Genomic DNA, 24,907 nt, shown 5'->3' with positions numbered 1-24,907 from the left:
AACAAATAGACGTGGATAAGATTGATTGTTGAACGTTGGAGGCAATAAAAATGAAATTAAGCGAATTGCTTCATGGTATAAGAGGCATGAATACGTTACATGCAACGGAAGCGAAAGTTGACATTCATCATATTGAGATGGATTCAAGAGAAGTCCGTCCAGGCACATTGTTTTTCTGCATTAATGGCTATACTGTGGATGGTCATGATTTTGCGCAAAGTGCGTATGAAAAAGGGGCGGTTGCTGTTGTTTCAGAACGCCCGTTAGATTTACCCATTCCAGTTTTTGTGGTACGTGATACAAAGCGAACAATGGCGCAACTGTCAAATCGCTTCTACGATCATCCGACTAAAAAATTGCAACTTATTGGTGTAACAGGTACGAACGGAAAAACATCGGTTACGCATATTCTAGAACAATTGTTTAAGGGGCAAAATCGTACAACTGGGTTAATTGGGACGATGTATACAAAAATAGACGACGTGTATATTGAGACAAAAAACACGACGCCTGAATCACTCGTCTTACAGCAACGGTTTCAAGAGATGGTTGACAAACAGGTTGATACGGCACTGATGGAAGTGTCATCTCACGCTCTTCACTTAGGTCGAGTACGTGGGTGTGACTTTGATATTGCGATCTTTACAAACTTGTCACCAGACCACATTGATTACCATCAATCAATGGATCACTATATGTATGCAAAGAGTTTACTGTTTTCACAACTTGGGAACACTTATGAAGGAAAAACGGCCATCTTTAATGGCGATGATCAAGTGGCAGATCAATTGATTCAAATGACGACAGCCGATATTATAACGTACGGCATTAAAAAACAAGCCGACGTAATGGCGTCTAACATTCGGGCTGCTGCAACTGGAACCGCATTTACCTTGACCGTATTTGGTGAGTCGATCGAAGTCAAAACACGCTTGATCGGACTATTTAACGTATACAACGTACTAGCCGCTGTATCAGCTGCGTATGTATCGAATCTCTCACTTTCAGCCATTCAACAAGGGTTGGAAAACATCGAGGGTATAGCTGGAAGATTTGAGGCGATAGACTCTGGTCAGGATTTTGCTGTTATTGTAGACTATGCTCATACACCAGATAGCTTAGAGAATGTGTTGAAAACCGTACAAGACTTTGCGAATAACGAGATACGAGTAGTGGTTGGTTGTGGTGGAGACCGGGATAAAACAAAGCGCCCTATTATGGGAGAAATTGCTGTGAAATACGCGGACGAAACCATTTTCACTTCAGACAATCCGAGAACGGAAGATCCGAATACGATCTTGCAAGAGATGACGGCTGGATTAGATCAAGATCAATATCGCTTAATTGTAGATCGTTCAGAAGCGATTCATTACGCGATGAAACAAGCAAAAACAAATGACATTATTGTTATAGCTGGTAAAGGTCATGAAACGTATCAAGAGGTTGGTCGAGAACGTACGCATTTTGACGATCGTGAAGTGGCAAGGGCTGCGCTAAAGGAGCGGATAAAATGATTGAAGCAAGATTAGTTGAATCTGTTGCGAATCGCACAAGGTTACAGGATGGGCCGGTTTCGTTTCATAGTGTAACAACCGACTCGCGTAACGATTCAAAAACAGCTTTATTCGTTCCGCTTAGTGGTGAACGTTTTAACGGACACCACTACCTCGAATCCGCGATTGAGTCTGGAGCAATAGCGGCGATTTGGCAAGAGAACGAGCCTGTGCCAATGTCCATACCTGCATCGTTTCAGCTTTATTTCGTGGATGACCCGTTACATGCTTTACAGGAATTGGCTCAGCGCTATCGTGATGAAGTCAATCCATATGTGATTGGTATCACAGGTTCAAACGGAAAAACAACAACAAAAGACATCGTGTTCCAGCTTCTTGGTGGGGAACCATTCGTCCATCGGACTGCAGGGAACTTAAATAATCATATTGGTGTGCCATTAACGTTGCTTTCAATGCCTAAAGAATGTAAATTTGCCGTTGTGGAGATGGGGATGAATCACGCTGGGGAAATCTCTCTTCTCTCAAAGCTTGCAAAGCCAGATTTAGCCATTGTGACGAATATCGGCGAAGCCCATATCGAGCATTTAGGTTCTAGACAGGGAATTGCCAACGCAAAAATGGAAATGTTAGATGGGTTAAAACAAGGAGGCTTCCTTGTCTTAGATGGCGATGAACCTTTATTAGATCGATTTCAACAAGAGCAAACCGTTTCAATTGGGTTTAATAAACAAAATAAGGAAGCGATCGCAACGTTTCAGCCTAAAGCAGATGGCTTTACTTTTTCCTTTTTAAACGAACAGAATTGGTATTTGCCTCTATTAGGAGAGCACAATGTGAAGAATGCTGCTTATGCCATATGGATTGCTCGACAAGTAGGCTTAGCAACGGAAACAATTAAAGAACGACTAGCACACGTTACGATTACAGGCATGCGCCTTGAGAAAGTAGCAGGACCAAATGGGTCAACGTTCATTAATGATGCGTATAACGCAAACCCTAGTTCAATGAAAGCGGCAATTGAAACGATTAAAACGTTACCTGAATTCAAGAGACGAATCATTGTGTTAGGTGATATTTATGAACTTGGACCAGATGAACAAGCGCTCCACAGAAGTGTGGCAAGTGCGATTGATACACCGATTACCAATATTGTTTGTGTCGGTGAAAAAGGGTATTGGATTTATGATGAAGTAAAACAACAAAACGGGTCAATTGCTATTGAACATGTTGAGAAAGTAGCAGATGTAGCTGAGAAAATTCGACCCCTTTTGAAACATGACACCGTTGTATTGCTAAAGGCATCACGTCGTCTTGCTTTGGAGCAAGTGTTATCGGCTGTCAAAGGAGGCGCTTAGAAAATGGAAGAATGGACGTTACTTATTGTCCTATCCCTATCCTTTTTATTCGCGGTCATTCTTTGCCCTCTTTTTATTCCGTTTTTACGGCGGTTAAAGTTTGGTCAAAGCATTCGTGAAGAAGGACCAAAATCACATCAAAAGAAAAGCGGTACACCGACAATGGGCGGAATTGTCATTGTCTTATCGATTTTAGTGACATCCCTTTTAATTGGTTTTGTCTTTTTTGAATTTACACCAGAGTTATTATTACTTATGCTCGTAACAATCGGCTACGGAGTCGTTGGCTTTTTTGATGACTATTTAAAAGTCGCACGAAAGCATAATCTCGGGCTGACATCGAAACAGAAATTAGTTGGACAACTGATTATCGCGGGCTTATTTTATGTAGGGTTACTATACATTGAATTAGATACGATAGTGTCCATTCCTGGAACAGACATTGGTCTTGATATTGGATGGTTTTATGCTGTACTTGTTGTTGTCATGCTGCTTGCTGGAAGTAATGCAGTAAACTTAACAGACGGTTTAGATGGCTTATTGTCCGGGACTGGCGCGATTGCTTTTGCAGCTTTTGCGATATTGGCTTGGAGCACAGGCTTTATTGATGCAGCTTTATTTTCAACGGCAATTACTGGGGCTCTCCTCGGGTTTCTCGTATTTAATGCCCATCCAGCAAAAGTATTTATGGGAGATACAGGTTCGCTAGCATTAGGAGGAGCCATTGCAGGTATTGCTATTTTGACCAAGATGGAGTTAATGCTCATCATTATTGGTGGCGTGTTTGTGATTGAAACCTTATCCGTTATTATTCAAGTTATTTCGTTTAAGACAACGGGGAAGCGTGTTTTCAAGATGAGTCCGCTTCATCACCATTATGAATTGGTTGGATGGTCAGAGTGGCGTGTAGTAGTCACATTCTGGCTACTAGGCGTTGTCTTTGCCATTATGGGTATTTACATTGGAGTGTGGTTAACATGAAGCCTTTCCCACATGTAAATAAAAAGCAAGTGCTTGTGCTCGGCTTAGCGAAAAGCGGCATGGCTGCAGCATTAGCACTTCATAAGCTAGGAGCTATCGTGACAGTAAACGATGGAAAACCTAGAGCTGAGAGCAAGGAAGTGGATGCGCTAGAGGAAAAAGGGATTGAAGTTGTTTGTGGCGGTCATCCACTTCATTTACTTGATACAACCAGTTTAATTATAAAAAATCCTGGTATTCCTTATTCCAACCTTTTAATCGCGGAAGCCATGAATCGAAATATCCCTATTTGGACGGAAGTCGAACTTGCCTATCGCATCGCAGAAGCAGATATTGTTGCGATTACCGGTTCAAACGGGAAAACAACAACGACGACGCTTGTTCATGCGATGCTTGAGCATAGTGAAAAAGCGCCTTTAATTGCTGGTAATATAGGGACTGTTGCAACAAGTGTAGCCCTAGAAGCAACAAATGAGAATGTCATGGTGCTTGAATTGTCGAGTTTTCAATTAATGGGCACGGAGCAATTTAAACCCAAAGTGGCGGTCTGGCTGAATTTGTTTGATGCTCATTTGGACTACCATGGGTCAAAGGACTTGTACATAGAAGCGAAAGCGAAAGTGTACGAGAACATGACGATAGAAGACCACCTTGTTTATTCGGCGGATGATCCTATCGTCGCGAAGCATGTACAACAATCAAAGGCGACCCTTGTTCCTTTTTCAACGAAAGTCGAGTTGCCAACAGGTGCCTACTTAAAAGATAATGCGATTTACTTTCGAGAAGAACGCATTTGCCCAATCGATGAAATTGTTTTACCAGGAGCTCATAATGTTGAAAATATGCTTGCTTCTGTTGCAGCAGCTAAACTAGCTGGTGGTACAACTGCTCAAATAAAAACCGTGCTAACGACGTTTACGGGTGTGAAACATCGACTTCAATTTGTTGGTGAAGTACATGGCCGTAAAGTGTATAACGATTCAAAAGCGACGAATATTTTGGCGACACAAGCTGCTTTAGCTTCTTTTAATCAAGATGTTGTTTTGCTCGCAGGTGGTTTGGATCGTGGCAACGAGTTTGATGAGCTGATCCCAAGTTTAACTCACGTAAAAACGCTAGTCGTTTTTGGTGAAACAAAAATGAAGCTAACGGCTTTAGGAAACGAATTAGGGATTAAAGTCGTACAGGCTATTGATGTACAAGATGCAGCTAAAAAAGCCTTTGAACATTCAAAGATAGGGGACATTGTCTTACTTTCACCAGCATGTGCAAGCTGGGATCAGTATTCGACGTTTGAAGAACGAGGCGATGCGTTTCTAGCTGCGGTGACGCAACTAACTAACAGTCATTAAGTAAACCTAGTAAAGCTCTTTTCAATGCAGACGTCTTGTCTCTTGGAAGGAGTTTTTTTATTCGTTACAGCCCCCTTATTAACCATATAACAAGAGAAAAGAAGGCTTTGATTACTGATATAAGTCCTCATTTTCAAGCACGTACAAATGTTTTGGACATGTTTTCCTGTTCTCATTCATATAGTGAGGTAGTAGGGTACTTGCTGGGGGTGAACAATGAATAAAGAAAGACAGGCGCCCGATTATATCTTAATTGTTGCAACGATTGTCTTGCTTAGCGTTGGCTTAATTATGGTATACAGTGCAAGTGAAGCATGGGCAACCTATCGTTTTAATGACTCGTTGTTTTTTGCTAAAAGACAATTATTCTTTGGGAGTGTAGGCGTCCTCTTGATGTTTCTTATATCTCGAGTTGATTACTGGACGTGGCGTACGTATTCAAAGCTGCTATTGATCATTTGTTTTATTTTGCTTGTGCTCGTACTCATTCCTGGTGTTGGACTTGTAAGAGGTGGCGCGAGAAGTTGGTTAGGGATCGGCGCATTTTCAATTCAACCATCAGAATTTATGAAAATCGCTATGATTATTTTTCTTGCAAACTTTTTAGCAATGAATCAAAAGCGGATTGTTTTGTTTAAAAAAGGATTACTCCCTGCACTCGCTTTTGTAATGGTTGCCTTTGGGATGATTATGCTCCAGCCAGATTTAGGAACTGGTACTGTTATGGTAGGGACATGCGTCGCTATGATTTTTATTGCAGGAGCAAGGGTCAAGCATTTTATGGGCCTGTTTTTAATTGGCGTAGCAGGATTTGTCGTGTTAATCATTAGCGCTCCATACCGTATTAAACGGATTACTTCTTTTCTAGACCCGTGGGCAGATCCAATGGAAAGTGGCTTTCAGATTATTCAGTCCCTATTAGCCATTGGTCCTGGAGGGTTACTTGGTATGGGATTAGGCGAAAGTAGGCAAAAATATTTTTATTTGCCAGAGCCGCAAACGGATTTTATTTTTGCTATTCTAGCTGAGGAACTAGGGTTTTTAGGCGGTCTATTTGTGTTGCTTTTATTTGGTATTATTTTCTGGCGTGGCGTAAGAATCGCTTTAGGAGCTCCAGATTTATTTGGTAGTTTCTTAGCTGCAGGTATTGTGACGATGATCGTTATTCAAGTGATGATAAACATCGGCGTTGTTACTGGATTAATGCCCGTTACCGGCATTACGTTACCGCTTTTAAGCTACGGTGGTTCGTCATTGACACTCATGTTGATGTCCATTGGTCTATTAATTAATATAAGTAGGCATAATCGTTAAAGGCTCACGTAAACAATTGTTTAAAACGTGTCGATACATGTAGAGAGTTCATTTTTTTGAACTCTCTATTTATTATTCATAGAATTGTAAAGGAAATATATGATAAAATGCAGAAAACAAGAGTAAAACAGGTTTTAAAAAAATTAAATAGGGAATAGAAGCAAGTCTGGGATTAAAAAAGTATTTGCTTGTATTCACTCATCAGCTGAATGAAGTAGTTGGAGGAATGAATGTGAGTCATGATGAGAAAGTCATTTCTGTAAACGAGAGAATTCCGACTCTACAGGAAAAGCGACGGCGCAAAGCAAACAAGCGTTTATTAAGTATAGTCGTATTGTTCTTTGTCTTAATTATGGTACTTGTGTACTTCCAAAGTCCATTGAGTGAAGTGAAATCAATACAAGTAAGTGGTAATCAACTGTTAACAGATGAAGAGATTCTCGAAGCAAGTGGTTTACGTGAAGGCATGAATATTTGGAATATCGATCGAAATACACGAATTGAGCAAACTGCACAATTAAAAGAAGTAGAGTCAATTGAGATTAACCGTCTCTTGCCATCTTCTCTTTCTATACAAGTAAAGGAGTATCCGCGAGTTGCATATGTGTACAGTGATGATGGGTATTTGCCCCTTTTAAAAAACGGACAAATCTTAGACACCGTTCATGATAGTCAACTTGTTGGAGACGCACCAATATTAGTAGACTTTACTGAAGAGTCGTTGAGAGAGACAATCGGCGAACAATTAATGCAAACAGCACCAGAAATCGTTAGTCGAATCTCAGAAATTATGTATACGCCGACTGAGGATGCACCGGAGGAATTAACACTATACATGACAGATGGAATGGAAGTACGTACGGATTTATCTTCATTTGCAGAGTATATGCAGCCTTATCCACAAGTGCATGCACAAATTGATAGGGCACAGGAAGGCGTCCTCTATATGAAAATGAGTCCCTATTTTAGGGAAAATGATACGGCTCAGGAGTAGGAGTTTTGATGGATTTTTCTACTCTTGTTTCCTTGTGTTTCTGCTGTTTTTACGGTTAAAAGCTTTCGTGACCAGCTTCATTTCTCTATGTAACACATTCTTAATAAAGGATTGCTAGAGGTTTTGCCTTTTCACCTGTAAGAACATGGTGTAGACTAAAGAGCAAGAGCCTTAAAACATACATAATGCTACGAGAATTAAAGGATTCTATTAACACTTGTCGAATACTGCTTGTGTGATAAAAAAATGAAACTATTAAAGTTGAACACCATGATTGTGCAGATGAGGAGGTGCCATTGGTGAGTAATGAAACGTATGTAAGTTTAGACATTGGAACTTCTTCAGTAAAAGTCGTTGTTTCGGAAATTGCTGGAGGGTCAATTAACATTTTAGGTGTCGGTAGTGTTCCTTCTGAAGGAATAAAGAAAGGAGCCGTCGTCGATATAGATGAGACGGTTAAGTCAATTAAGCGGGCAGTTGAGCAAGCGGAACGCATGGTTGGCATACAAATTGAACATGTTGTGGTTGGAGTAAATGGCAGTCATATTGAATTAACTCCTTGCCATGGGGTCGTCGCTGTCTCTAGTCCAGATCGAGAAATTAACGTAGAGGATGTTCGTAGAGTCATCGATGCATCCCAAGTCATGTCAATTCCTCCTGAAAGGGAAGTGATTGATGTGATTCCAAAACAATTTATCGTGGATGGGCTTGATGAGATTACAGACCCTCGTGGAATGATTGGCGTTCGTCTTGAAATGGAAGGAACGTTAATTACAGGTTCGAAAACCGTCTTACATAATTTGTTAAGGTGTGTGGAGCGTGCTGGTCTATCAATAGCTGAGATTAGTTTAAATTCCTTAGCGACAGGATCTGTAGCTGTTTCAAAAGATGAAAAAAGTCTGGGTGTTTGTGTGCTTGAGATTGGAGGCGGTTCAACAACCGTATCCGTTTTTGAACAAGGTTCACTTGTTGCGTTATCTGTATTACCGATCGGCGGCGATCATATTACAAACGATTTAGCCGTAGGTTTAAAGCTCACAACAGAAGAGGCAGAACGTGTAAAATGCAAACATGGACATGCCTTTGTACCAGAAGCATCAACAGAAGAACAGATTACCATCCAAAAAATCGGGTCAAATGAAAGACATACGATCACACAACAAGAATTAGCAGGCATTATTGAACCAAGAGTAGAAGAAATTATTGAACTATGTGCAAAAGAATTGGTTCGGTTAGGATTTAAGCAGTTCCCAAGTGGCTTTGTATTGACTGGTGGAGCTGTGATGATGCCAGGCGTTCTTGAATTAACGAAAGACATGCTTGAAGGAAATGTTCGAGTCGCCATCCCGAATTATATCGGGGTGCGTGAGCCGCGCTATACAGTAAGTATTGGGTTAATTCATTTTGCACACAAAAATGGACGTGTGCAAGGCAAGGAAATTGCAGCAGCTTTTTCCCAGTCAGAAGTCAATCAAGAAGAAACAAACGCAGCTTCAACTTCGAAAAGAAGCAAGCGTAAAGAAGTAGAGCAACCGCAAGAAGAGAAAAAAGAGTCCAAGATGAAGTCTTGGTTTAAGACATTTTTTGATTAATGAAGAGAAGCTGACTGCCAGTATGGTTAGGGGGACAACGAAATGTTTGATTTTGAAATGGACATGGAACAATTAGCACAAATAAAAGTCATTGGATGTGGTGGCGGCGGTTCGAACGCTGTTAATCGAATGATTGAAAACGGCCTACAAGGCGTAGAATTTATCGCTGTGAATACGGACGCACAAGCATTGCACCTTTCAAAAGCTGAAAAGAAACTACAGCTAGGTGGAAAGCTTACGAGAGGTCTAGGTGCAGGGGCAAACCCTGATATCGGTAAGAAAGCGGCTGAAGAAAGCCGTGAACAGTTAGAAGAAGTTCTTGATGGCGCAGATATGGTATTTATTACAGCTGGAATGGGTGGAGGCACTGGAACAGGTGCAGCTCCTGTTATCGCCGAAGTTGCAAAGGAAATTGGTGCACTAACGGTAGGTGTTGTGACACGACCATTTACGTTTGAAGGACGTAAGCGTCAAAATCAAGCGTTATCTGGTATCGTCGCATTAAAAGAAAAAGTTGACACGTTAATCGTTATACCAAACGATCGTCTACTAGAAATTGTTGATAAGAACACTCCAATGCTTGAAGCGTTCCGTGAAGCGGATAACGTCCTTCGACAAGGGGTACAAGGAATTTCTGACTTGATTGCGACACCTGGATTAATTAACCTTGACTTTGCTGATGTCAAAACGGTTATGAGTGAAAAGGGCTCTGCTTTAATGGGTATTGGTGTTGCTACTGGTGAAAACCGTGCTGCAGAGGCAGCAAAAAAAGCGATCTCCAGTCCATTGCTTGAAACATCAGTCGATGGTGCTCAAGGCGTGTTAATGAACATTACAGGTGGAACGAACTTAAGCCTTTACGAAGTGCATGAAGCGGCAGAAATTGTGTCTGAAGCTTGTGACGAAGAGGTTAATATGATCTTTGGCTCTGTTATTAATGAGAATCTAAAGGATGAGATTGTCGTAACGGTTATTGCGACAGGCTTTGAAGAAGCAGAAAGAAAGCCACAATCACGTCCATCGACTCAAAAGCCAACGTCGTCAAAGCCAGCTGAATCAAAATCAGTAGAATCAAAGCAAAAAGCCAATTCAGAGGAACAAACAGATACACTTGATATTCCAACATTCCTCCGAAATAGAAGAAATCGCTAAACGCGTGCATTGGAAAAGATCTGCTACCTATATGGTAGTGGATCTTTTTTTGTTTTCCTTTTTTAAAGGTGAAAAGAGAAAGGACAACGTTTGTCAAAAGCTTTCAAAATAACAGGCTTGTCTTTGCCATGAAGTGACAGACTTCCTTCTTTCTATCTACTATACTAAGTTTTATGAATACAGGAGGAACGATCATGATTGTATATCTAGACTTAATCTGGCTACTGAATCTAGGCATTGATTTTCTCCTTATTAGTGGTACTGCATTATTGTTAAAAAGAAAGAAAAACTATGTTCGTATAGGCATGGCATCACTCGTTGCGTCCATTGTTGTTTTCTTTATGTTTACGCCGTACGTGACGTTTTTTATGAACCCGATTGTAAAGTTTTTTTATTCTTGTATGATTGTATTCATTGCTTTTGGATACATACGCTTTACTTATTTTGTTCAAAATCTAGCAGGCTTCTTTTTCCTAACTTTTGTTACTGGTGGCGGGCTTTTTGCCATGCATTACTTTTTTCAAAGTGAATTAGATTTAACGAGTCATCTGCCAGGGTTTGGTGGAAGTACAATCAGCTGGACTTTCGTTCTGATTGGTTTTCCTCTCGTTTATTGGTTTAGCAAACAACAAGTTGATACATTCAAGATAAAGAAAGTGCAAGCAAACGATCTAGCAACAGTGGAAATTGTTATTGATGACTTTAGATTTGAAACGAGGGGGCTAGTCGACACTGGAAATCAATTAAAAGATCCGTTAACAAGAACACCCGTCATGATTATGGAAGCAGATCTTCTGCATCCGTTGCTTGGTAAACAACAAACAGATGACATGCTAACAATGTCAACGAAAGAGAATCATCCCTTTATGCATCGAATTCGATTAGTACCGTTTAAGGCTGTTGGTCAAAAACAACCATACTTAACAGCTTTTAAACCTGATCAAGTAACGATCTATTACGACGGTGAACAATTCGTAACAAAGCGTGTGCTGTTAGGGCTGTATGGGGAAGCATTGTCGCCTGAAGGGCATTATCAAACAATTATTCATCCACAGCTTGTTATATCACAAGTGAGCTAAGGAGGACGCGATGATAAAAATGAAATGGAGATTGTTCATCTATCGCCTATTAAGAAAGTTTGGCTTAAAGGAAGATGAAATTTATTATATTGGTGGCAGTGAAGCCTTACCACCACCGTTATCAAAAGAAGAAGAAGCAGAGCTCCTACTAAAGCTTCCGAGTGGTGATGAAGCTGTACGTTCGATATTAATTGAACGTAATCTCCGCTTAGTCGTATACATCGCTAGAAAATTTGAAAACACTGGAATCAATATAGAAGACTTGATTAGCATTGGAACCATCGGGTTAATTAAAGCCGTTAATACATTCAATCCTGAAAAGAAAATTAAGCTAGCCACGTATGCGTCTCGCTGTATTGAAAATGAAATACTTATGTATTTGCGCCGAAACAACAAGACACGCTCAGAAGTGTCTTTTGATGAACCCTTAAACATTGATTGGGATGGAAATGAACTATTGCTCTCTGATGTATTGGGAACAGAAGAGGACATTATTACGAAGGGAATAGAAGAAAGAGTCGATCGTCGATTGCTCGTCAAAGCCCTTCATACCTTATCTGATCGAGAAAAACAAATAATGGAACTCCGCTTCGGCTTAACAGGAACGGAAGAGAAAACTCAAAAAGATGTCGCGGATATGCTTGGTATTTCGCAATCCTATATATCCCGATTGGAGAAACGAATCATTAAACGGCTACAAAAAGAATTTAATAAAATGGTGTAGCGTAAAAAAAATAATTTCTAATTTTTAGCAGGGTCGTGACAAGGATAGTGTCTATTTTTAACAAATTTCCACATCAACAGAGTGCATAAATTTTTTTCCCAGGGAGATACTTTTTTTGACATCATCTTCCGTTTAGGGGGTAGAGAATTTGGCTCGAAATAAAGTAGAAATCTGTGGAGTAGATACATCAAAACTGCCGGTTTTAAAAAATATGGAGATGCGAGAATTATTTTCACAGCTCCAGTCTGGTTATGAGCCAGCAAGGGATACGTTAATAAATGGAAATCTTCGTTTAGTCCTTAGTGTCATCCAGCGCTTTAATAACCGTGGCGAGAATGTGGATGACTTATTTCAAGTCGGTTGTATTGGTTTAATGAAATCAATTGACAACTTTGACTTAAGTCAAAATGTTAAGTTTTCTACGTATGCAGTGCCAATGATTATTGGTGAGATACGCCGGTACTTAAGGGATAACAATCCTATTCGTGTGTCACGTTCATTAAGAGATATTGCTTATAAAGCATTACAAGTTCGGGATCAGATGATGGCAGAAAAGAAACGCGAAAATGAACCAACTGTTCAAGAAATTGCGGCAGTATTAGATGTACCGAAAGAGGATATTGTCTTTGCGCTTGACGCGATTCAAGATCCAGTATCGTTATTTGAACCGATTTACAATGATGGGGGAGATCCAATCTTTGTTATGGATCAAATTAGCGATGAACGAAACAAGGATGTTAATTGGGTAGAAGAAATTGCACTAAAGGAAGCGATGATTCGTTTAAATGATCGAGAAAAAGTGATTTTGAATATGCGTTTCTTTCAAGGAAAAACACAAATGGAAGTTGCGGATGAAATCGGTATCTCTCAAGCGCAAGTATCAAGGCTTGAAAAAGGTGCTATTCATCAGATGAATAAACATATTGAATCATGAGGAAAGTCGCTGTGTGGAACAGCGGCTTTTTTGTTCATAAATCGGTTACGGATAAGCATATAGTTACTAGTGAGGAGGAGGGGGTACAGTGATTAAAATATCTGAGCTATCAACTAAAGACATTGTTAATATGGAAAATGGAAAGCGACTTGGACATTTAAATGATTTAGACATTAATTTAGAAACAGGAAGAATTGAAGCGATTATTATCTCAAACCAAGGAAAAATGATGACGTTCTTAGGAAATCGTGATGCAGGAGAAACCGTTATCCCTTGGAAAAATATAGTGAAGATTGGCTCTGACGTCATCCTAGTCGAGCTGCCAGAACGATACAAGCAATCTGTCACAACAGCTGAACATGTAATGGAAAGAAAAGATCCCTATTCGTAAACATTTATTCTAGAGATCCATTATGGTAAAATAAAGCGAGGAATACAAAAAGGAGCATGCAGAGGATGAAAGCAAACTGGCAGCGGTTGTCTGAACGAGTTGAATATGAAGAACAATTTAATGCATTAGACGAGAAGTTGTTTGCTGGTTTCACGACTCGAAATGGCGGCGTTAGCGAATTTCCTTATAAAACGTTAAACATGGGGTTTCATGTAGGGGACACGGTTGATGCTGTTGTGCAAAATCGTGAACGCGTTGCCAAGGATGTAGGTTTTTCTCTTGATCATTGGGTTGGATCTGAACAAGTACATGCTTCAGTCATTCAAGAAGTGACGAAGTCTGATCGAGGTCGAGGTGCACGGTCTCTTCGTACTGCGATAAAGGAGACAGATGGACTTTATACAAGAGAAACGGATATATTGCTAACGAGTTTGTATGCTGATTGTGTCCCGCTTTATTTTTATTCACCTAAGAATCAGATCATTGGTTTATGCCACGCCGGTTGGAAAGGTACGGTCGATCAAATTGGACCCAAAATGGTCAGTGAATGGGTAGAGAAACACGGTGTACAAGTGAGTGATATCCATATTCTCATTGGGCCATGTATTTCACAACAACAATATGAAGTGGATCGCACCGTCATAGATCGAGTAAATGAACAGCTGCCTATGAAACATAAAGGCATCTATACACCTACTCGAGCAGATCATTTTCAGCTCCATTTACCTGCCTTAAATCGCTATTTGCTTGAACAGGCAGGGATTCTGTCTGCCCATATTATTGAATCAGATCGTTGTACGTTTAGCGACGATGCCTTCTTTTCTCATCGACAAGATCAAGGGAAAACAGGTAGAATGATGAGTATGATTGGAATGAAGAAGGTGGTTGAACGATGAATCCAACGATTGAACAACAATATGTTGCGTTAAAAGAGCGTATGGAGCGAGCTGCGTTGAGAGCAGGAAGAGGAGTAGACGATGTTCATATTATTGCTGTGACGAAATATGTCTCAGTCCAAACAGCCAATGAAGCGATTGAAGCAGGCGTCACTCATATTGGTGAGAATCGCTTAGAAGGCTTGCTTGAAAAAAAAGCAGCTATTGGTAATCGCGTAACATGGCACTTTATTGGGTCGCTACAGTCGCGTAAGGTGAAAGAGGTCATCGGGAACATCGGAGTGCTTCACTCTCTTGATCGGTTAAGTCTTGCAAAAGAAGTGCAAAAGCGTTTGGTCGAACAAGATGGAACACTTGATTGTTTCGTACAAGTAAATGTATCGGGAGAAGCGTCAAAAAATGGACTAGCTCCAGACGAAGTCGATTCGTTTATAATGGCGTTGGCTGAGTATGACCGCATTCGAGTGATTGGATTAATGACAATGGCACCGTATACGGAACATGCAGAAGAAACGCGTCTGCATTTTAAAGCCCTAAAACAACTGCAACAGCGTATTGCTGATAAAGAATATGTACACGCTCCTTGCACAGAGCTATCAATGGGCATGTCAAATGACTTTGAAGTGGCAGTAGAAGAAGGTGCAACGTATATTCGCATTGGAACCATTCTAGTAGGTAATGAGCAAGTGTCCGAATAAGGAGGATGGAAATGGGCTTTAAGTCAAAGTTTAAAACATACTTTAATTTAGATGACCATGTCGAAGAAGTCGAACGCTATGTCGATGAGCCGGAAAAAGAGGAGCGGACGATGCCAAATCGTTTTCAAAGTAATGAATCAAAAGAAAAAGACACGCAAACAAATATCGTTAGTTTAAAAAGCGTCCAGCAACATGCGAAGATGACTCTCATTGAACCGCGTTCTTATGATGAAAGTCAAGACATTGCGGACCAATTAAAAAATCGGAAAACAGTCGTTATTAATTTACAAAGAATGGAACACGACCAAGCATTACGGGTAGTAGATTTTTTAAGTGGAACCGTATATGCTATTGGAGGAGACATCCAAAAAGTCGGGGCAAGCATTTTTATTTGTGCGCCGGATAATGTGGAAATATCAGGATCGATTAGTGATATTGCCAATCAATTGTGATTGATAAGGTAGGTGAGAACAGCAAGATGGAATTGTTTGTTAACTTTATATTTAATCTTATACGCTACTTAGCTCTAGGTTACTTTTTTGCCATTTTGATCTATATCGTGATGTCTTGGGTAGGGGGAAGAGATTCCGCTTTCGGTGAATTCCTTGGTAGCATTGTGGAGCCGTACATAGGAATTTTCAGAAATATCATCCCGCCCATTGGCATGATTGATCTATCCCCAATTGTGGCTATTTTTCTTCTGAATCTAGCCGTAAGAGGATTAGGACCAGTTCAGCAATGGATAATGGGCTTATTATAAGGAGCCGTGTCTATGTACGAACACTTTCGACCAGAAGAGCGTCCTTTTATTGATCAAGTAAACGACCTAGTGGAGTCCGTCACCTTGTATCATCAAGAACGGCTGACGGATTTTCTTGATCCCAGGCAACAAGACATCATGTCTTCACTAATTGGTAAACATACTGATTGTGAGCTACTTTTTAATGGTGGCTCACCAGGTTGTGAGCGAAAAAGGGCGATCATAAGACCGAGCTATTTAAAAGGTGAGAAACCAAAATGGGAGCTGACTTTTTTAAAAGCAACGTTTTCCTCTAAATTTGTTACGCTCTCGCACCGAGATGTGCTTGGCGCGCTTATGAATAGCGGCTTAAAGCGTGAAAAGTTTGGTGACATTATCGTTCAAGAAGATTCGTTTACGTTTGCAACGGCTGTCGATACAGCAGTGTACGTGCGTGCGACTCTTGACCAAGTTGGTAAAACATCAATAACACTTGAAGAAGCAGACACAATTGATGTTGAAGAAGAGCGCTGGCAAACGGATCATGTGCTTGTATCATCATGGCGCTTAGATACTGTACTCGCTGCAGTGTATCATCTCTCTCGTTCGAAAAGTGTCGAAGCGATTACAAAGGGATACGTAAAAGTCAATTGGAAGCCAGTTGATCAGTCTTCGTACAGTTTGTCTGTTGGCGATTATCTCTCATTAAGAGGGTATGGTCGTGCAAAAGTGTTAGAAGAAAATGGACAAACGAAGAAAGATAAGGTACGTTTAACAGTAGGAAGAAAGAAGTAATTCTGATTTTTAGGCGAAATTTGTAGTTTTAAGAAGGTATTTTTCGGGGAATGTCGAATGAAGAAAAGAATGAGGATTTCATGGAGGTGGGACGGTTGCCATTAACACCGTTAGATATTCATAATAAGGAATTTACACGCTCGTTTCGTGGTTATGATGAAGATGAGGTAAACGAATTTTTAGATCAAATTATTAAAGATTATGAAGCTGTTCTCCGAGAAAAGAAAGAATTGTTTGAGCAAGTGAATACGCAAGACGAAAAACTAGCTCATTTTCACAATATCGAGGAAACGTTAAATAAATCCATTATGGTGGCGCAAGAAGCTGCAGATGACTTACGTTCAAACGCGCAAAAAGAAGCGCAATTAATTGTTAAGGAATCAGAAAAGAACGCAAATCGTATTGTGAATGAAGCACTAAGCAAATCAAGAAAAGTAATGATGGAAATGGAAGAGCTAAAAAAGCAAGCTTCTGTTTACAAAATGCGTTTTAAAATGTTAATCGAAGCACAAATGGAAATGCTTCAAACCGATGATTGGGAGCAATTTGCCGGAAGCGACGATGAGTTCAATGAAGAAGAATTGTTGAAGGAATTTGAAGAGCAAGAAAGCAAATCGTAACGGTACATAAAACGAAAGTAACGTTAAGAAGCAGAAGACGTTAGTGATAAAACTTATCACTGGCGTTTTCTGCTTTTTGTGATGGATTTATTTGCCGCTCAACCATTCCGAAAAACAGGTCATCCTATGAAAAAAGGAGTGATAGTAAGTGGATACATCGTGGTTTAAAGAACAATTACAAGGGAGAAGGAAAGAGCTTCTACAGCATCAATCTTCTCATGATCGTACAGAACGACAAGATGAACTTTCAAATTATGACAATCATCCTGCAGATAACGCAACGGAGTTGTTTGAACGGGAAAAAGATGAGGCTCTATTTAATCACGCTGAAAAAGCGTTACACGATATTGAAGATGCACTTGAAAAAATCGATAATGGCACATATGGCATATGCGAAAAAACAGGAGCGGCTATACCAGAAGAGCGCTTGAGAGCCTATCCTGAAGCAAGGACCGTAGCTTCCACTAAACAAAATGGAATTCCTTCTGATCGACCAGTTGAAGAAGACGTTTTAGGTGGGTTTGAAGCTTATAATAACGATCACGATGAACGGGAAACAGAATTTGATGGAGAGGATGCCTATCAACAAGTAGCACGTTTTAACGATACTTCAGTTGAATATGAGGAGGAAACTGGCGATACAGATTTGTACGGAGCGAACGGCGTTGAGTCTTTTGAAGGGTTTCTTTCAACAGGAATTGACGGCTATCATGGACCGGATAGTGTCCATGTTGAACAAAATGAGCACTATCAAGCCTATCGTCAACGAAATCAATAAGGAACAGACACAACGCTTTTTGAAGCCTCCCTATTCGGTGAGGCTTCATTCTATTAGGAGTGAAAGCGTTAAATGAGCCAAGTCGTGCATGGAATCGACAAAGACTTTTTTCTTTTTTTATGCTACACTAAGCCTATTACGTAGTGGAGGATACTGAATGGCTTACATAATTGCGATTATTATTATTGGATTCGATCAGTTGACGAAATGGCTTGTCGTTGAAAACATGATGCTTGGTGAACGAATCACCGTTATGGAAAATATCTTTTATATTTTCTCTCATCGAAATTCAGGGGCGGCATTCGGCATTTTACAAGGACAAATGTGGCTGTTTTACATTATTACCGTTGTAATGGTCGGCGTGATTATTTATCTTATCCAAACGGAAGCAAAAAAGCATACATTATTAAAATGGGCGCTGGGGCTTATTTTAGGTGGTGCCATTGGTAATTTTATTGACCGTCTTTTCCGCCAAGAGGTTGTTGATTTCATTGATACATTCGGAAACTTCCCGATCTTTAATATTGCCGATTCTGCTTTAACAGTTGGTGTCGGGTTATTTTTAATCAATTTACTACTTGAATCTAGGCGTGAAAAGAAGGAGAGCAAGAACTAACATGAAACAATGGATTGTAGATGAAACGCAACAAAACGAACGAATTGATAAAGTCATTGTATTGCTACACGGAGACACATCAAGAACCCATGTTCAAAAATGGATTCAAGATGGACATGTGAAAGTAAACAATCAGCTTGTAAAAGCCAATTACAAAGTCCAAGAAGAAGACACAATTGAGCTTGAAGAACCTGAAGTTCAGTCAACGGAAATTAAAGCAGAGAATATCCCCCTTGACGTTGTGTATGAGGATCAGGACGTGATCGTTGTAAATAAACCAAGGGGAATGGTGGTTCATCCAGCACCTGGTCATTATACGGGAACGCTCGTACATGCACTTCTGTATCACTGTCATGATCTATCAGGCATCAATGGTGAAGCTCGTCCGGGAATTGTGCATCGCATTGATAAAGATACGTCTGGTCTTATTGTGGCGGCAAAAAATGATCATGCTCATGAACATTTATCTCAACAACTAATGAATAAAACAACGATCCGTCATTATAAAGCAATTGTACATGGTGTGCTTTCTCATAAAAAAGGAACCATTGATGCACCAATTGGAAGAGATCAAAAGGATCGGCAAAAAATGGCTGTTACCGATAAGAACAGCAAACCGGCAGTAACCCATTTTACCCTTGAAGAGACGTTCCAAGCATATTCATACGTAACGTGTGAACTCGAAACAGGGCGGACTCACCAAATTCGTGTTCATTTCCATTATATTGAACACCCGCTTGCTGGAGATCCAAAATACGGATATAAAAAGACGTTACCAATTGAAGGCCAAGCATTACACGCTGAAACACTTGGCTTTGTTCATCCACGCACAGGCGAAGATTGTCTGTTTACGGCTCCATTGCCTTCAGATATGGTTGAACTACTGGAAGATTTGCGAAAACAAGATTGACAAAAAGAAACAAATGATGCATACTACGTAAGAAGAAAAAATGTCCTTTAAGCATAGTCCTGTGAGGCTAGCAAGGAGTCGGTGAATTTGGATGTGTCTGTCTAAATCCCTAGCTGCTCCTTTAAGGACGGCTAGGGATTTTTTCGTGAGGAGGGTACTGAATGGCAAGAATGATTATTGATGAAGATGCAATGCGCCGGGCCATTACAAGAATGTCACATGAAGTGATTGAACGTAACAAAGGCGTGGAGAATTGTGTGTTAGTCGGAATAAAAACACGAGGCATTTATCTTGCCAATCGATTGGCTCAGCGAATTAAAGAAATTGAAGGTCAAGATGTGCCTGTCGGTGAAGTTGATATTACGCTATATCGAGATGATTTAACACCGAAAACAAGCGACCACGAACCAATTTTACAAGGAACGGATATTCCAGTTGATATTAATGGTCGTACGGTCATTCTTGTGGATGATGTTCTCTATACAGGGCGCACGGTTCGTTCTGCTCTTGATGCGTTAATTGATTTAGGGAGACCGTCACTCATCCAACTAGCTGTATTAATTGATCGAGGTCACCGAGAATTGCCCATTCGTCCTGATTATGTTGGGAAAAACGTACCAACGTCAAAGCAAGAGCGGATATCTGCTAAATTAAAAGAAGTCGATGAAATAGATGAAGTAACAATTGTATAGTTCCTCTTTAAAGATGGTCCTGTGAGGCTGGCAAGAGGAAAAAGAACGCAAAGTAATTGATTTGTGCTTCTTTCTTGCCGCCTCCTAGACACTAGGAGGCTTTTTCTATGGAGTACGAGGGAAAAAAGGAGAAACGACATGAACGATAAAAACATGCGACTAGGGATTCAAGAAGTACCAAGAGCAGATCAATGGCTTCTGTTTAGCTTACAACATTTATGCGCCATGTTTGGTGCAACGGTATTAGTACCATTTTTAATTGATATGAGCCCTGCCACGGCGCTTCTATCAAGTGGACTTGGAACACTCGCTTTCTTACTCATTACAAAAGGGCAAGTACCTGCATACTTAGGTTCATCTTTTGCCTTCATCGCTCCGATCCTATCGGCACAAGCGATCGGTGGAACAGAAGGAGCGATGATCGGTAGTTTCTTTGCAGGATTAATTTACGGGATTGTTGCTTTAGTTATTAAAGCTGCTGGAACAGGCTGGATAAAGAAAGTCTTACCACCGATTGTTGTAGGCCCGGTCATTATGGTCATCGGGTTAAGCTTAGCAACAACTGCAGTTGGTAACGCTATGTACTTACCAGGTACAGATGAATACAGCTTAATTCATATTACAACAGCAGGCATTACCCTCGCGGTAGCGGTTATTGCAACGATGTACTTCAAAGGGTTTCTCAATTTAATTCCTATTTTACTCGGCTTAATCGCTGGTTATCTGTTTGCTTTAAGTCAGGGGTTAATTGATTTAGCGCCAATACGAGAAGCGAACTGGTTTGCGGTACCGGAATTAATCATTCCTTTCTATACGTATGAACCTTCAATAAATTGGGCAATCGTAGCCATTATGGCGCCAGTCGCCCTCGTAACACTAGCAGAGCATACAGGACAGCTTATGGTTCTAAGCAAAATATCCGGTAAAGACTTTCTGCAAAAACCAGGCATGCATCGTACGGTTATGGGAGATGGATTTGCTACGATTATTGCCGCAAGCATCGGTGGACCACCGAATACAACATATGGTGAAAATGTCGGCGTCATTGCTATAACACGCGTATTTAGTGTGTTTGTCATCGGAGGAGCAGCGGTGTTAGCCATTGCCTTTGCCTTTATCGGTAAAGTGGCAGCACTCATTAGTTCCATTCCTGAAGCTGTTATGGGGGGGATTTCTATAATGCTGTTCGGAATCATTGCCTCAGCAGGAATTCGAATGCTCGTTGACAATCAGCTAGACATGGGTGAAAAAAGAAACATGGTCGTTGCCTCCATTATTCTTGTAGTTGGAATTGGAGGGGCAACCGTTCAATTCTCAGACACGTTTGAATTAGCAGGGATGTCGTTAGCAACAATTATTGGTTTACTCTTACATGCCATTTTGCCAAACAAAAAAGTAAGCTATGGAACACAACCACTGTTTAAAGAACAAGAAGGGATAAAGAGCGAATAAAAGGAGGCTGACAAGAATGGCGGTTCAATTATACGGCTCTCATAATGAGAGCCTCTATACAATGTCTCAATTGCAAATTGATGAGGTGTATGAACTTCTTCACCAAGCTGAACAATTTAGTACGGGGGGAACATGGCACCCTAAAAAACAAACATTTGTCGCTAACTTGTTTTTCGAGCCTAGCACAAGAACTCGATTTAGTTTTGAAGTTGCTGAACGGAAGTTAGGATTTGACATTTTGCAATTTGATAGTAAGTCTTCCAGTACCCAAAAAGGAGAGACGCTATACGATACGGTTCGGACATTACAATCGATCGGAGCGAGTGCCGTCGTAATCCGCCATTCGAAGGATGAATTTTATGAAGAGTTAAAAGACATAGACATTCCAATTATCAATGCAGGAGATGGTTGTGGGAATCATCCTACACAATCACTTCTCGATTTGTTAACGATTAAGCAAGAGTTCGGTCAGTTTGACGGCCTAAACGTTACGATTGTTGGAGATTTACATCATAGTAGAGTCGCACGATCAAATGCAGAGATTTTAAGCCGGCTAGGGGCAATGGTGACAATAGCGGGACCAACAGAATGGATGGGAGACTTTCAGACCCATTACCGTTATGTCACGATGGATGAAGCGGTAAAAGGCTCAGATGTCATGATGTTGTTAAGAGTTCAACATGAACGCCATGGAAGCGAAGGTTCTTTTTCTAAGGAAGCGTACCACGGGCAATATGGGTTAACAATTGACAGGGAAAGAAAAATGAAGCGGGATAGTATTATTATGCACCCGGCACCTGTTAATCGCGGTGTGGAAATTGATGGTCAACTCGTTGAATGTGAACGCTCAAGAATTTATAAACAAAGTGCAAACGGCGTTGCTATAAGAATGGCTGTATTAAAAAGAGCATTTGATCGTTAATCAAGTGAAGCAAATAAGGGAGATGATGAGAGATGACAACAAAAATTAGTGGCGGTTTTATTATCAATCAAGCTGGAGAAAAGGAACAAAAAGATGTTTATGTAAAAGATGGCTTTTTTGTAGAAGAAACAACAGACGTCACAGAAGAAGTGGATGCAAGTCAATGTCTCATTAGCCCAGGATTTGTTGATGTTCACATCCACTTACGAGAGCCTGGTGGAGAGAAAAAAGAAACCATCGAAACGGGGACAAAAGCAGCAGCTCGTGGTGGATTTACAACGGTTGCAGCTATGCCGAATACACGACCTGTACCAGATACAAAAGGTACAATGGTGGATCTTGTTAACCGTATAAATGAAAAAGCGTTTGTGCGCGTTCTTCCATATGCGTCTATTACTACAAGGCAATTAGGTCAAGAATTAACCGACTTTGCTGCGTTAAAAGAAGCTGGTGCGTTCGCTTTTACAGACGACGGTGTCGGTATTCAAGAAGCAGGAATGATGCTCCAAGCGATGAAAGAAGCAGCTAAGCTTAATATGGCAGTTGTTGCCCATTGTGAAGATAACTCTCTCATTAATAGCGGTTCGGTACATGAAGGGTCGTATTCAAGAAGAGAGGGCTTGAATGGTATTCCTTCGGTATGTGAATCGATACATATCGCTAGAGATGTGTTACTAGCAGAGGCAGCGGATTGTCACTACCATGTTTGTCATGTTTCTACGAAAGAATCTGTGCGAACGATTCGAGATGCAAAAAAAGCCGGCATACGCGTTACAGCAGAAGTAACACCCCATCATCTCTTACTATGCGAAGATGATATTGAAGGACAAGATACGAATTTTAAAATGAATCCGCCACTGCGTTCAAAGGAAGACCAACAAGCCTTAATAAATGGACTGCTGGACGGCACGATTGATTTTATCGCTACGGATCATGCGCCACATACAGAAGAAGAAAAACAAGCGAGTATGGATCGAGCGCCATTTGGAATTGTTGGGCTTGAAACAGCTTTCTCACTTTTATATACCCATTTTGTTAAGACCGGTAAGTTCACGTTAGCTCAGCTACTTAATTGGTTAACGGTAAAACCAGCAGCAACGTTTAACCTTCCTTATGGCACGCTTGCGGTGGGGACACCTGCGGATTTTACATTAATCGATCTACAAGCGAAAGAAACGATTAATCCTGAAACCTTCTTTAGTAAAGGAAAGAATACGCCATTTGCACATTGGGAAGTGACGGGTGTACCTCAAGCAACCTATGTAGCTGGAAAAGCGGTTTTCACAAAGGAGCGGATCATCAATGGATAAACAACTAATTTTAGAAGATGGAACAGTATTGATCGGTGAAGGGTTCGGAGCTGATGTCGAGATAAGTGGGGAAGTAGTATTTAATACAGGAATGACAGGCTATCAAGAAATTCTTTCGGACCCATCTTACTGTGGACAAATGGTGATGCTTACGTATCCACTCATTGGTAACTACGGAATTAATCGGGATGACTTTGAATCATTAGATCCAGCCATTGCTGCGCTCATTGTAAGAGAAGTTGAACATGAACCAAGTCATTATCGAGAGCAAGAATCTCTTCACGATTTACTCGTAGCCAAAAACATACCTGGATTAGCTGGCATTGATACTCGGATGCTTACACGGAAAATCCGTGCCCACGGAACATTAAAAGGCTACATTTGCTCTTTATCCGTTCAGGTGGAAGACGTTGTAAAAACGTTGCAGGAATCGCCATTGCAGACAACGCAAGTGTCACAAGTATCTGTTAATACGGCTTATCATGTACCTGGTAAAGGGAAGCGGGTTGCGTTAATTGATTGTGGAATGAAGCACGGCATTTTACAATCGCTCATTGAACGCCACTGCGATGTCGTTGTGGTACCTTATCATACATCTGCTCAAGAAATTAAACGTCTAGGTGTAGATGGCGTCCTCGTTTCAAACGGACCAGGGAATCCAGAAGATGTTCCAGAAACCATTCAAACGGTTGCGTCACTAATTGGGGAGGTTCCTCTCTTCGGCATATGCTTAGGGCATCAACTACTTGCTTTAGCGTGTGGAGCCACAACGAGTAAATTACGATTTGGCCATCGTGGGTCTAATCACCCTGTAAGAGAGATAGAGACAGGGCGAATCGATATAACAGCTCAAAATCATGGCTATACAGTTGATTTAGATTCCCTTGAAGGAACCGAGCTTATGTTAACGCATGAAGCAGTCAATGATGGGACAGTTGAAGGCTTGAAACATCGCCGAGCAGATGCATTTAGCGTTCAGTACCACCCGGAAGCAAACCCGGGACCGCACGATGCAAATGATTTGTTCGATCGATTTATTGGGATGATGAATACAGCGAAAACGAACGTACTTGTTTAATTGAGATAGGGGAGAGTGT

The 24,907-nt window shown here is 40.8% G+C and carries 26 protein-coding genes; all 26 read left to right on the top strand.

Annotated elements, in window-relative coordinates; all coding sequences use genetic code 11:
- Positions 1–50 precede the first annotated feature (50 nt).
- Complete coding sequence (locus FPV17_RS13040) at positions 51–1,514, top strand: UDP-N-acetylmuramoyl-L-alanyl-D-glutamate--2,6-diaminopimelate ligase (RefSeq protein WP_035395172.1); 1,464 nt, start codon at positions 51–53, stop codon at positions 1,512–1,514.
- Positions 1,511–2,869 (top strand): UDP-N-acetylmuramoyl-tripeptide--D-alanyl-D-alanine ligase, encoded by a 1,359-nt coding sequence (locus tag FPV17_RS13035; RefSeq protein WP_144559210.1) that lies wholly within the window; start codon positions 1,511–1,513, stop codon positions 2,867–2,869. Before FPV17_RS13040 ends, FPV17_RS13035 begins: the two co-directional genes overlap by 4 nt.
- 3 nt (positions 2,870–2,872) lie before the next feature.
- On the top strand, positions 2,873–3,850 hold the full coding sequence (gene mraY, locus FPV17_RS13030; protein ID WP_144559209.1) for a phospho-N-acetylmuramoyl-pentapeptide-transferase: 978 nt from the start codon (positions 2,873–2,875) through the stop codon (positions 3,848–3,850).
- Positions 3,847–5,202: a UDP-N-acetylmuramoyl-L-alanine--D-glutamate ligase gene (gene murD, locus FPV17_RS13025; protein WP_144559208.1), complete on the top strand. Its 1,356-nt coding sequence runs from the start codon at positions 3,847–3,849 to the stop codon at positions 5,200–5,202. Before mraY ends, murD begins: the two co-directional genes overlap by 4 nt.
- A gap of 216 nt (positions 5,203–5,418) precedes the next feature.
- Complete coding sequence (gene spoVE, locus FPV17_RS13020) at positions 5,419–6,516, top strand: stage V sporulation protein E (RefSeq protein WP_035395170.1); 1,098 nt, start codon at positions 5,419–5,421, stop codon at positions 6,514–6,516.
- A gap of 232 nt (positions 6,517–6,748) precedes the next feature.
- On the top strand, positions 6,749–7,510 hold the full coding sequence (locus FPV17_RS13015) for a cell division protein FtsQ/DivIB (protein ID WP_052007993.1): 762 nt from the start codon (positions 6,749–6,751) through the stop codon (positions 7,508–7,510).
- Positions 7,511–7,806: 296 nt separating this feature from the next.
- On the top strand, positions 7,807–9,102 hold the full coding sequence (gene ftsA / locus FPV17_RS13010; protein WP_144559207.1) for a cell division protein FtsA: 1,296 nt from the start codon (positions 7,807–7,809) through the stop codon (positions 9,100–9,102).
- Between the two features lie 42 nt (positions 9,103–9,144).
- The gene (gene ftsZ / locus FPV17_RS13005; protein WP_060703961.1) at positions 9,145–10,254 is read left to right on the top strand and encodes a cell division protein FtsZ; all 1,110 of its coding nucleotides are present in this window, start codon (positions 9,145–9,147) and stop codon (positions 10,252–10,254) included.
- A gap of 194 nt (positions 10,255–10,448) precedes the next feature.
- Positions 10,449–11,333: a sigma-E processing peptidase SpoIIGA gene (spoIIGA, locus tag FPV17_RS13000; protein WP_144559206.1), complete on the top strand. Its 885-nt coding sequence runs from the start codon at positions 10,449–10,451 to the stop codon at positions 11,331–11,333.
- A gap of 10 nt (positions 11,334–11,343) precedes the next feature.
- The gene (gene sigE / locus FPV17_RS12995; RefSeq protein WP_038480945.1) at positions 11,344–12,057 is read left to right on the top strand and encodes an RNA polymerase sporulation sigma factor SigE; all 714 of its coding nucleotides are present in this window, start codon (positions 11,344–11,346) and stop codon (positions 12,055–12,057) included.
- A gap of 148 nt (positions 12,058–12,205) precedes the next feature.
- The gene (gene sigG, locus FPV17_RS12990) at positions 12,206–12,991 is read left to right on the top strand and encodes an RNA polymerase sporulation sigma factor SigG (protein ID WP_060703963.1); all 786 of its coding nucleotides are present in this window, start codon (positions 12,206–12,208) and stop codon (positions 12,989–12,991) included.
- An 88-nt stretch (positions 12,992–13,079) separates the two neighbouring features.
- Complete coding sequence (locus FPV17_RS12985; RefSeq protein ID WP_060703964.1) at positions 13,080–13,382, top strand: YlmC/YmxH family sporulation protein; 303 nt, start codon at positions 13,080–13,082, stop codon at positions 13,380–13,382.
- A 65-nt stretch (positions 13,383–13,447) separates the two neighbouring features.
- On the top strand, positions 13,448–14,278 hold the full coding sequence (gene pgeF / locus FPV17_RS12980; protein WP_186370621.1) for a peptidoglycan editing factor PgeF: 831 nt from the start codon (positions 13,448–13,450) through the stop codon (positions 14,276–14,278).
- Entirely contained in the window at positions 14,275–14,976 is a 702-nt protein-coding gene (locus FPV17_RS12975) for a YggS family pyridoxal phosphate-dependent enzyme (protein ID WP_035395166.1), read from the top strand. Before pgeF ends, FPV17_RS12975 begins: the two co-directional genes overlap by 4 nt.
- A gap of 11 nt (positions 14,977–14,987) precedes the next feature.
- Positions 14,988–15,428 carry a cell division protein SepF gene (locus FPV17_RS12970; protein WP_035395165.1) on the top strand — a complete coding sequence of 147 codons (441 nt, stop codon included), beginning with the start codon at positions 14,988–14,990 and terminating at the stop codon, positions 15,426–15,428.
- A gap of 26 nt (positions 15,429–15,454) precedes the next feature.
- Positions 15,455–15,736, top strand: coding sequence for a YggT family protein (locus tag FPV17_RS12965; protein ID WP_035395164.1), 282 nt, complete (start codon positions 15,455–15,457; stop codon positions 15,734–15,736).
- Positions 15,737–15,748: 12 nt separating this feature from the next.
- Positions 15,749–16,510, top strand: coding sequence for a YlmH family RNA-binding protein (locus FPV17_RS12960; RefSeq protein ID WP_052007988.1), 762 nt, complete (start codon positions 15,749–15,751; stop codon positions 16,508–16,510).
- A 95-nt stretch (positions 16,511–16,605) separates the two neighbouring features.
- Positions 16,606–17,130 (top strand): DivIVA domain-containing protein, encoded by a 525-nt coding sequence (locus FPV17_RS12955; RefSeq protein ID WP_038480928.1) that lies wholly within the window; start codon positions 16,606–16,608, stop codon positions 17,128–17,130.
- A gap of 148 nt (positions 17,131–17,278) precedes the next feature.
- Complete coding sequence (locus FPV17_RS12950) at positions 17,279–17,908, top strand: TraR/DksA C4-type zinc finger protein (protein WP_144559204.1); 630 nt, start codon at positions 17,279–17,281, stop codon at positions 17,906–17,908.
- Between the two features lie 157 nt (positions 17,909–18,065).
- Positions 18,066–18,524 (top strand): signal peptidase II, encoded by a 459-nt coding sequence (lspA, locus tag FPV17_RS12945; protein ID WP_035395162.1) that lies wholly within the window; start codon positions 18,066–18,068, stop codon positions 18,522–18,524.
- A gap of 1 nt (position 18,525) precedes the next feature.
- Positions 18,526–19,434: an RluA family pseudouridine synthase gene (locus FPV17_RS12940; RefSeq protein WP_144559203.1), complete on the top strand. Its 909-nt coding sequence runs from the start codon at positions 18,526–18,528 to the stop codon at positions 19,432–19,434.
- Positions 19,435–19,595: 161 nt separating this feature from the next.
- Positions 19,596–20,126: a bifunctional pyr operon transcriptional regulator/uracil phosphoribosyltransferase PyrR gene (gene pyrR / locus FPV17_RS12935; RefSeq protein WP_038480916.1), complete on the top strand. Its 531-nt coding sequence runs from the start codon at positions 19,596–19,598 to the stop codon at positions 20,124–20,126.
- Positions 20,127–20,264: 138 nt separating this feature from the next.
- Positions 20,265–21,578 (top strand): solute carrier family 23 protein, encoded by a 1,314-nt coding sequence (locus FPV17_RS12930; protein WP_035395160.1) that lies wholly within the window; start codon positions 20,265–20,267, stop codon positions 21,576–21,578.
- 16 nt (positions 21,579–21,594) lie between these two features.
- Positions 21,595–22,500, top strand: a complete 906-nt coding sequence (locus FPV17_RS12925; RefSeq protein WP_144559202.1) for an aspartate carbamoyltransferase catalytic subunit — start codon at positions 21,595–21,597, stop codon at positions 22,498–22,500.
- Between the two features lie 32 nt (positions 22,501–22,532).
- Positions 22,533–23,810 carry a dihydroorotase gene (gene pyrC / locus FPV17_RS12920; protein ID WP_144559201.1) on the top strand — a complete coding sequence of 426 codons (1,278 nt, stop codon included), beginning with the start codon at positions 22,533–22,535 and terminating at the stop codon, positions 23,808–23,810.
- Entirely contained in the window at positions 23,803–24,888 is a 1,086-nt protein-coding gene (locus FPV17_RS12915) for a carbamoyl phosphate synthase small subunit (RefSeq protein ID WP_144559200.1), read from the top strand. Before pyrC ends, FPV17_RS12915 begins: the two co-directional genes overlap by 8 nt.
- The last annotated feature ends 19 nt before the right edge of the window (positions 24,889–24,907 follow it).

It is taken from the genome of Shouchella miscanthi, from assembly GCF_007725405.1.
GTDB lineage: Bacteria > Bacillota > Bacilli > Bacillales > Bacillaceae_D > Shouchella > Shouchella hunanensis.
Note: the sequence above shows the minus strand (reverse complement) of the source record. Positions and strands in the feature narration are given on the sequence as shown.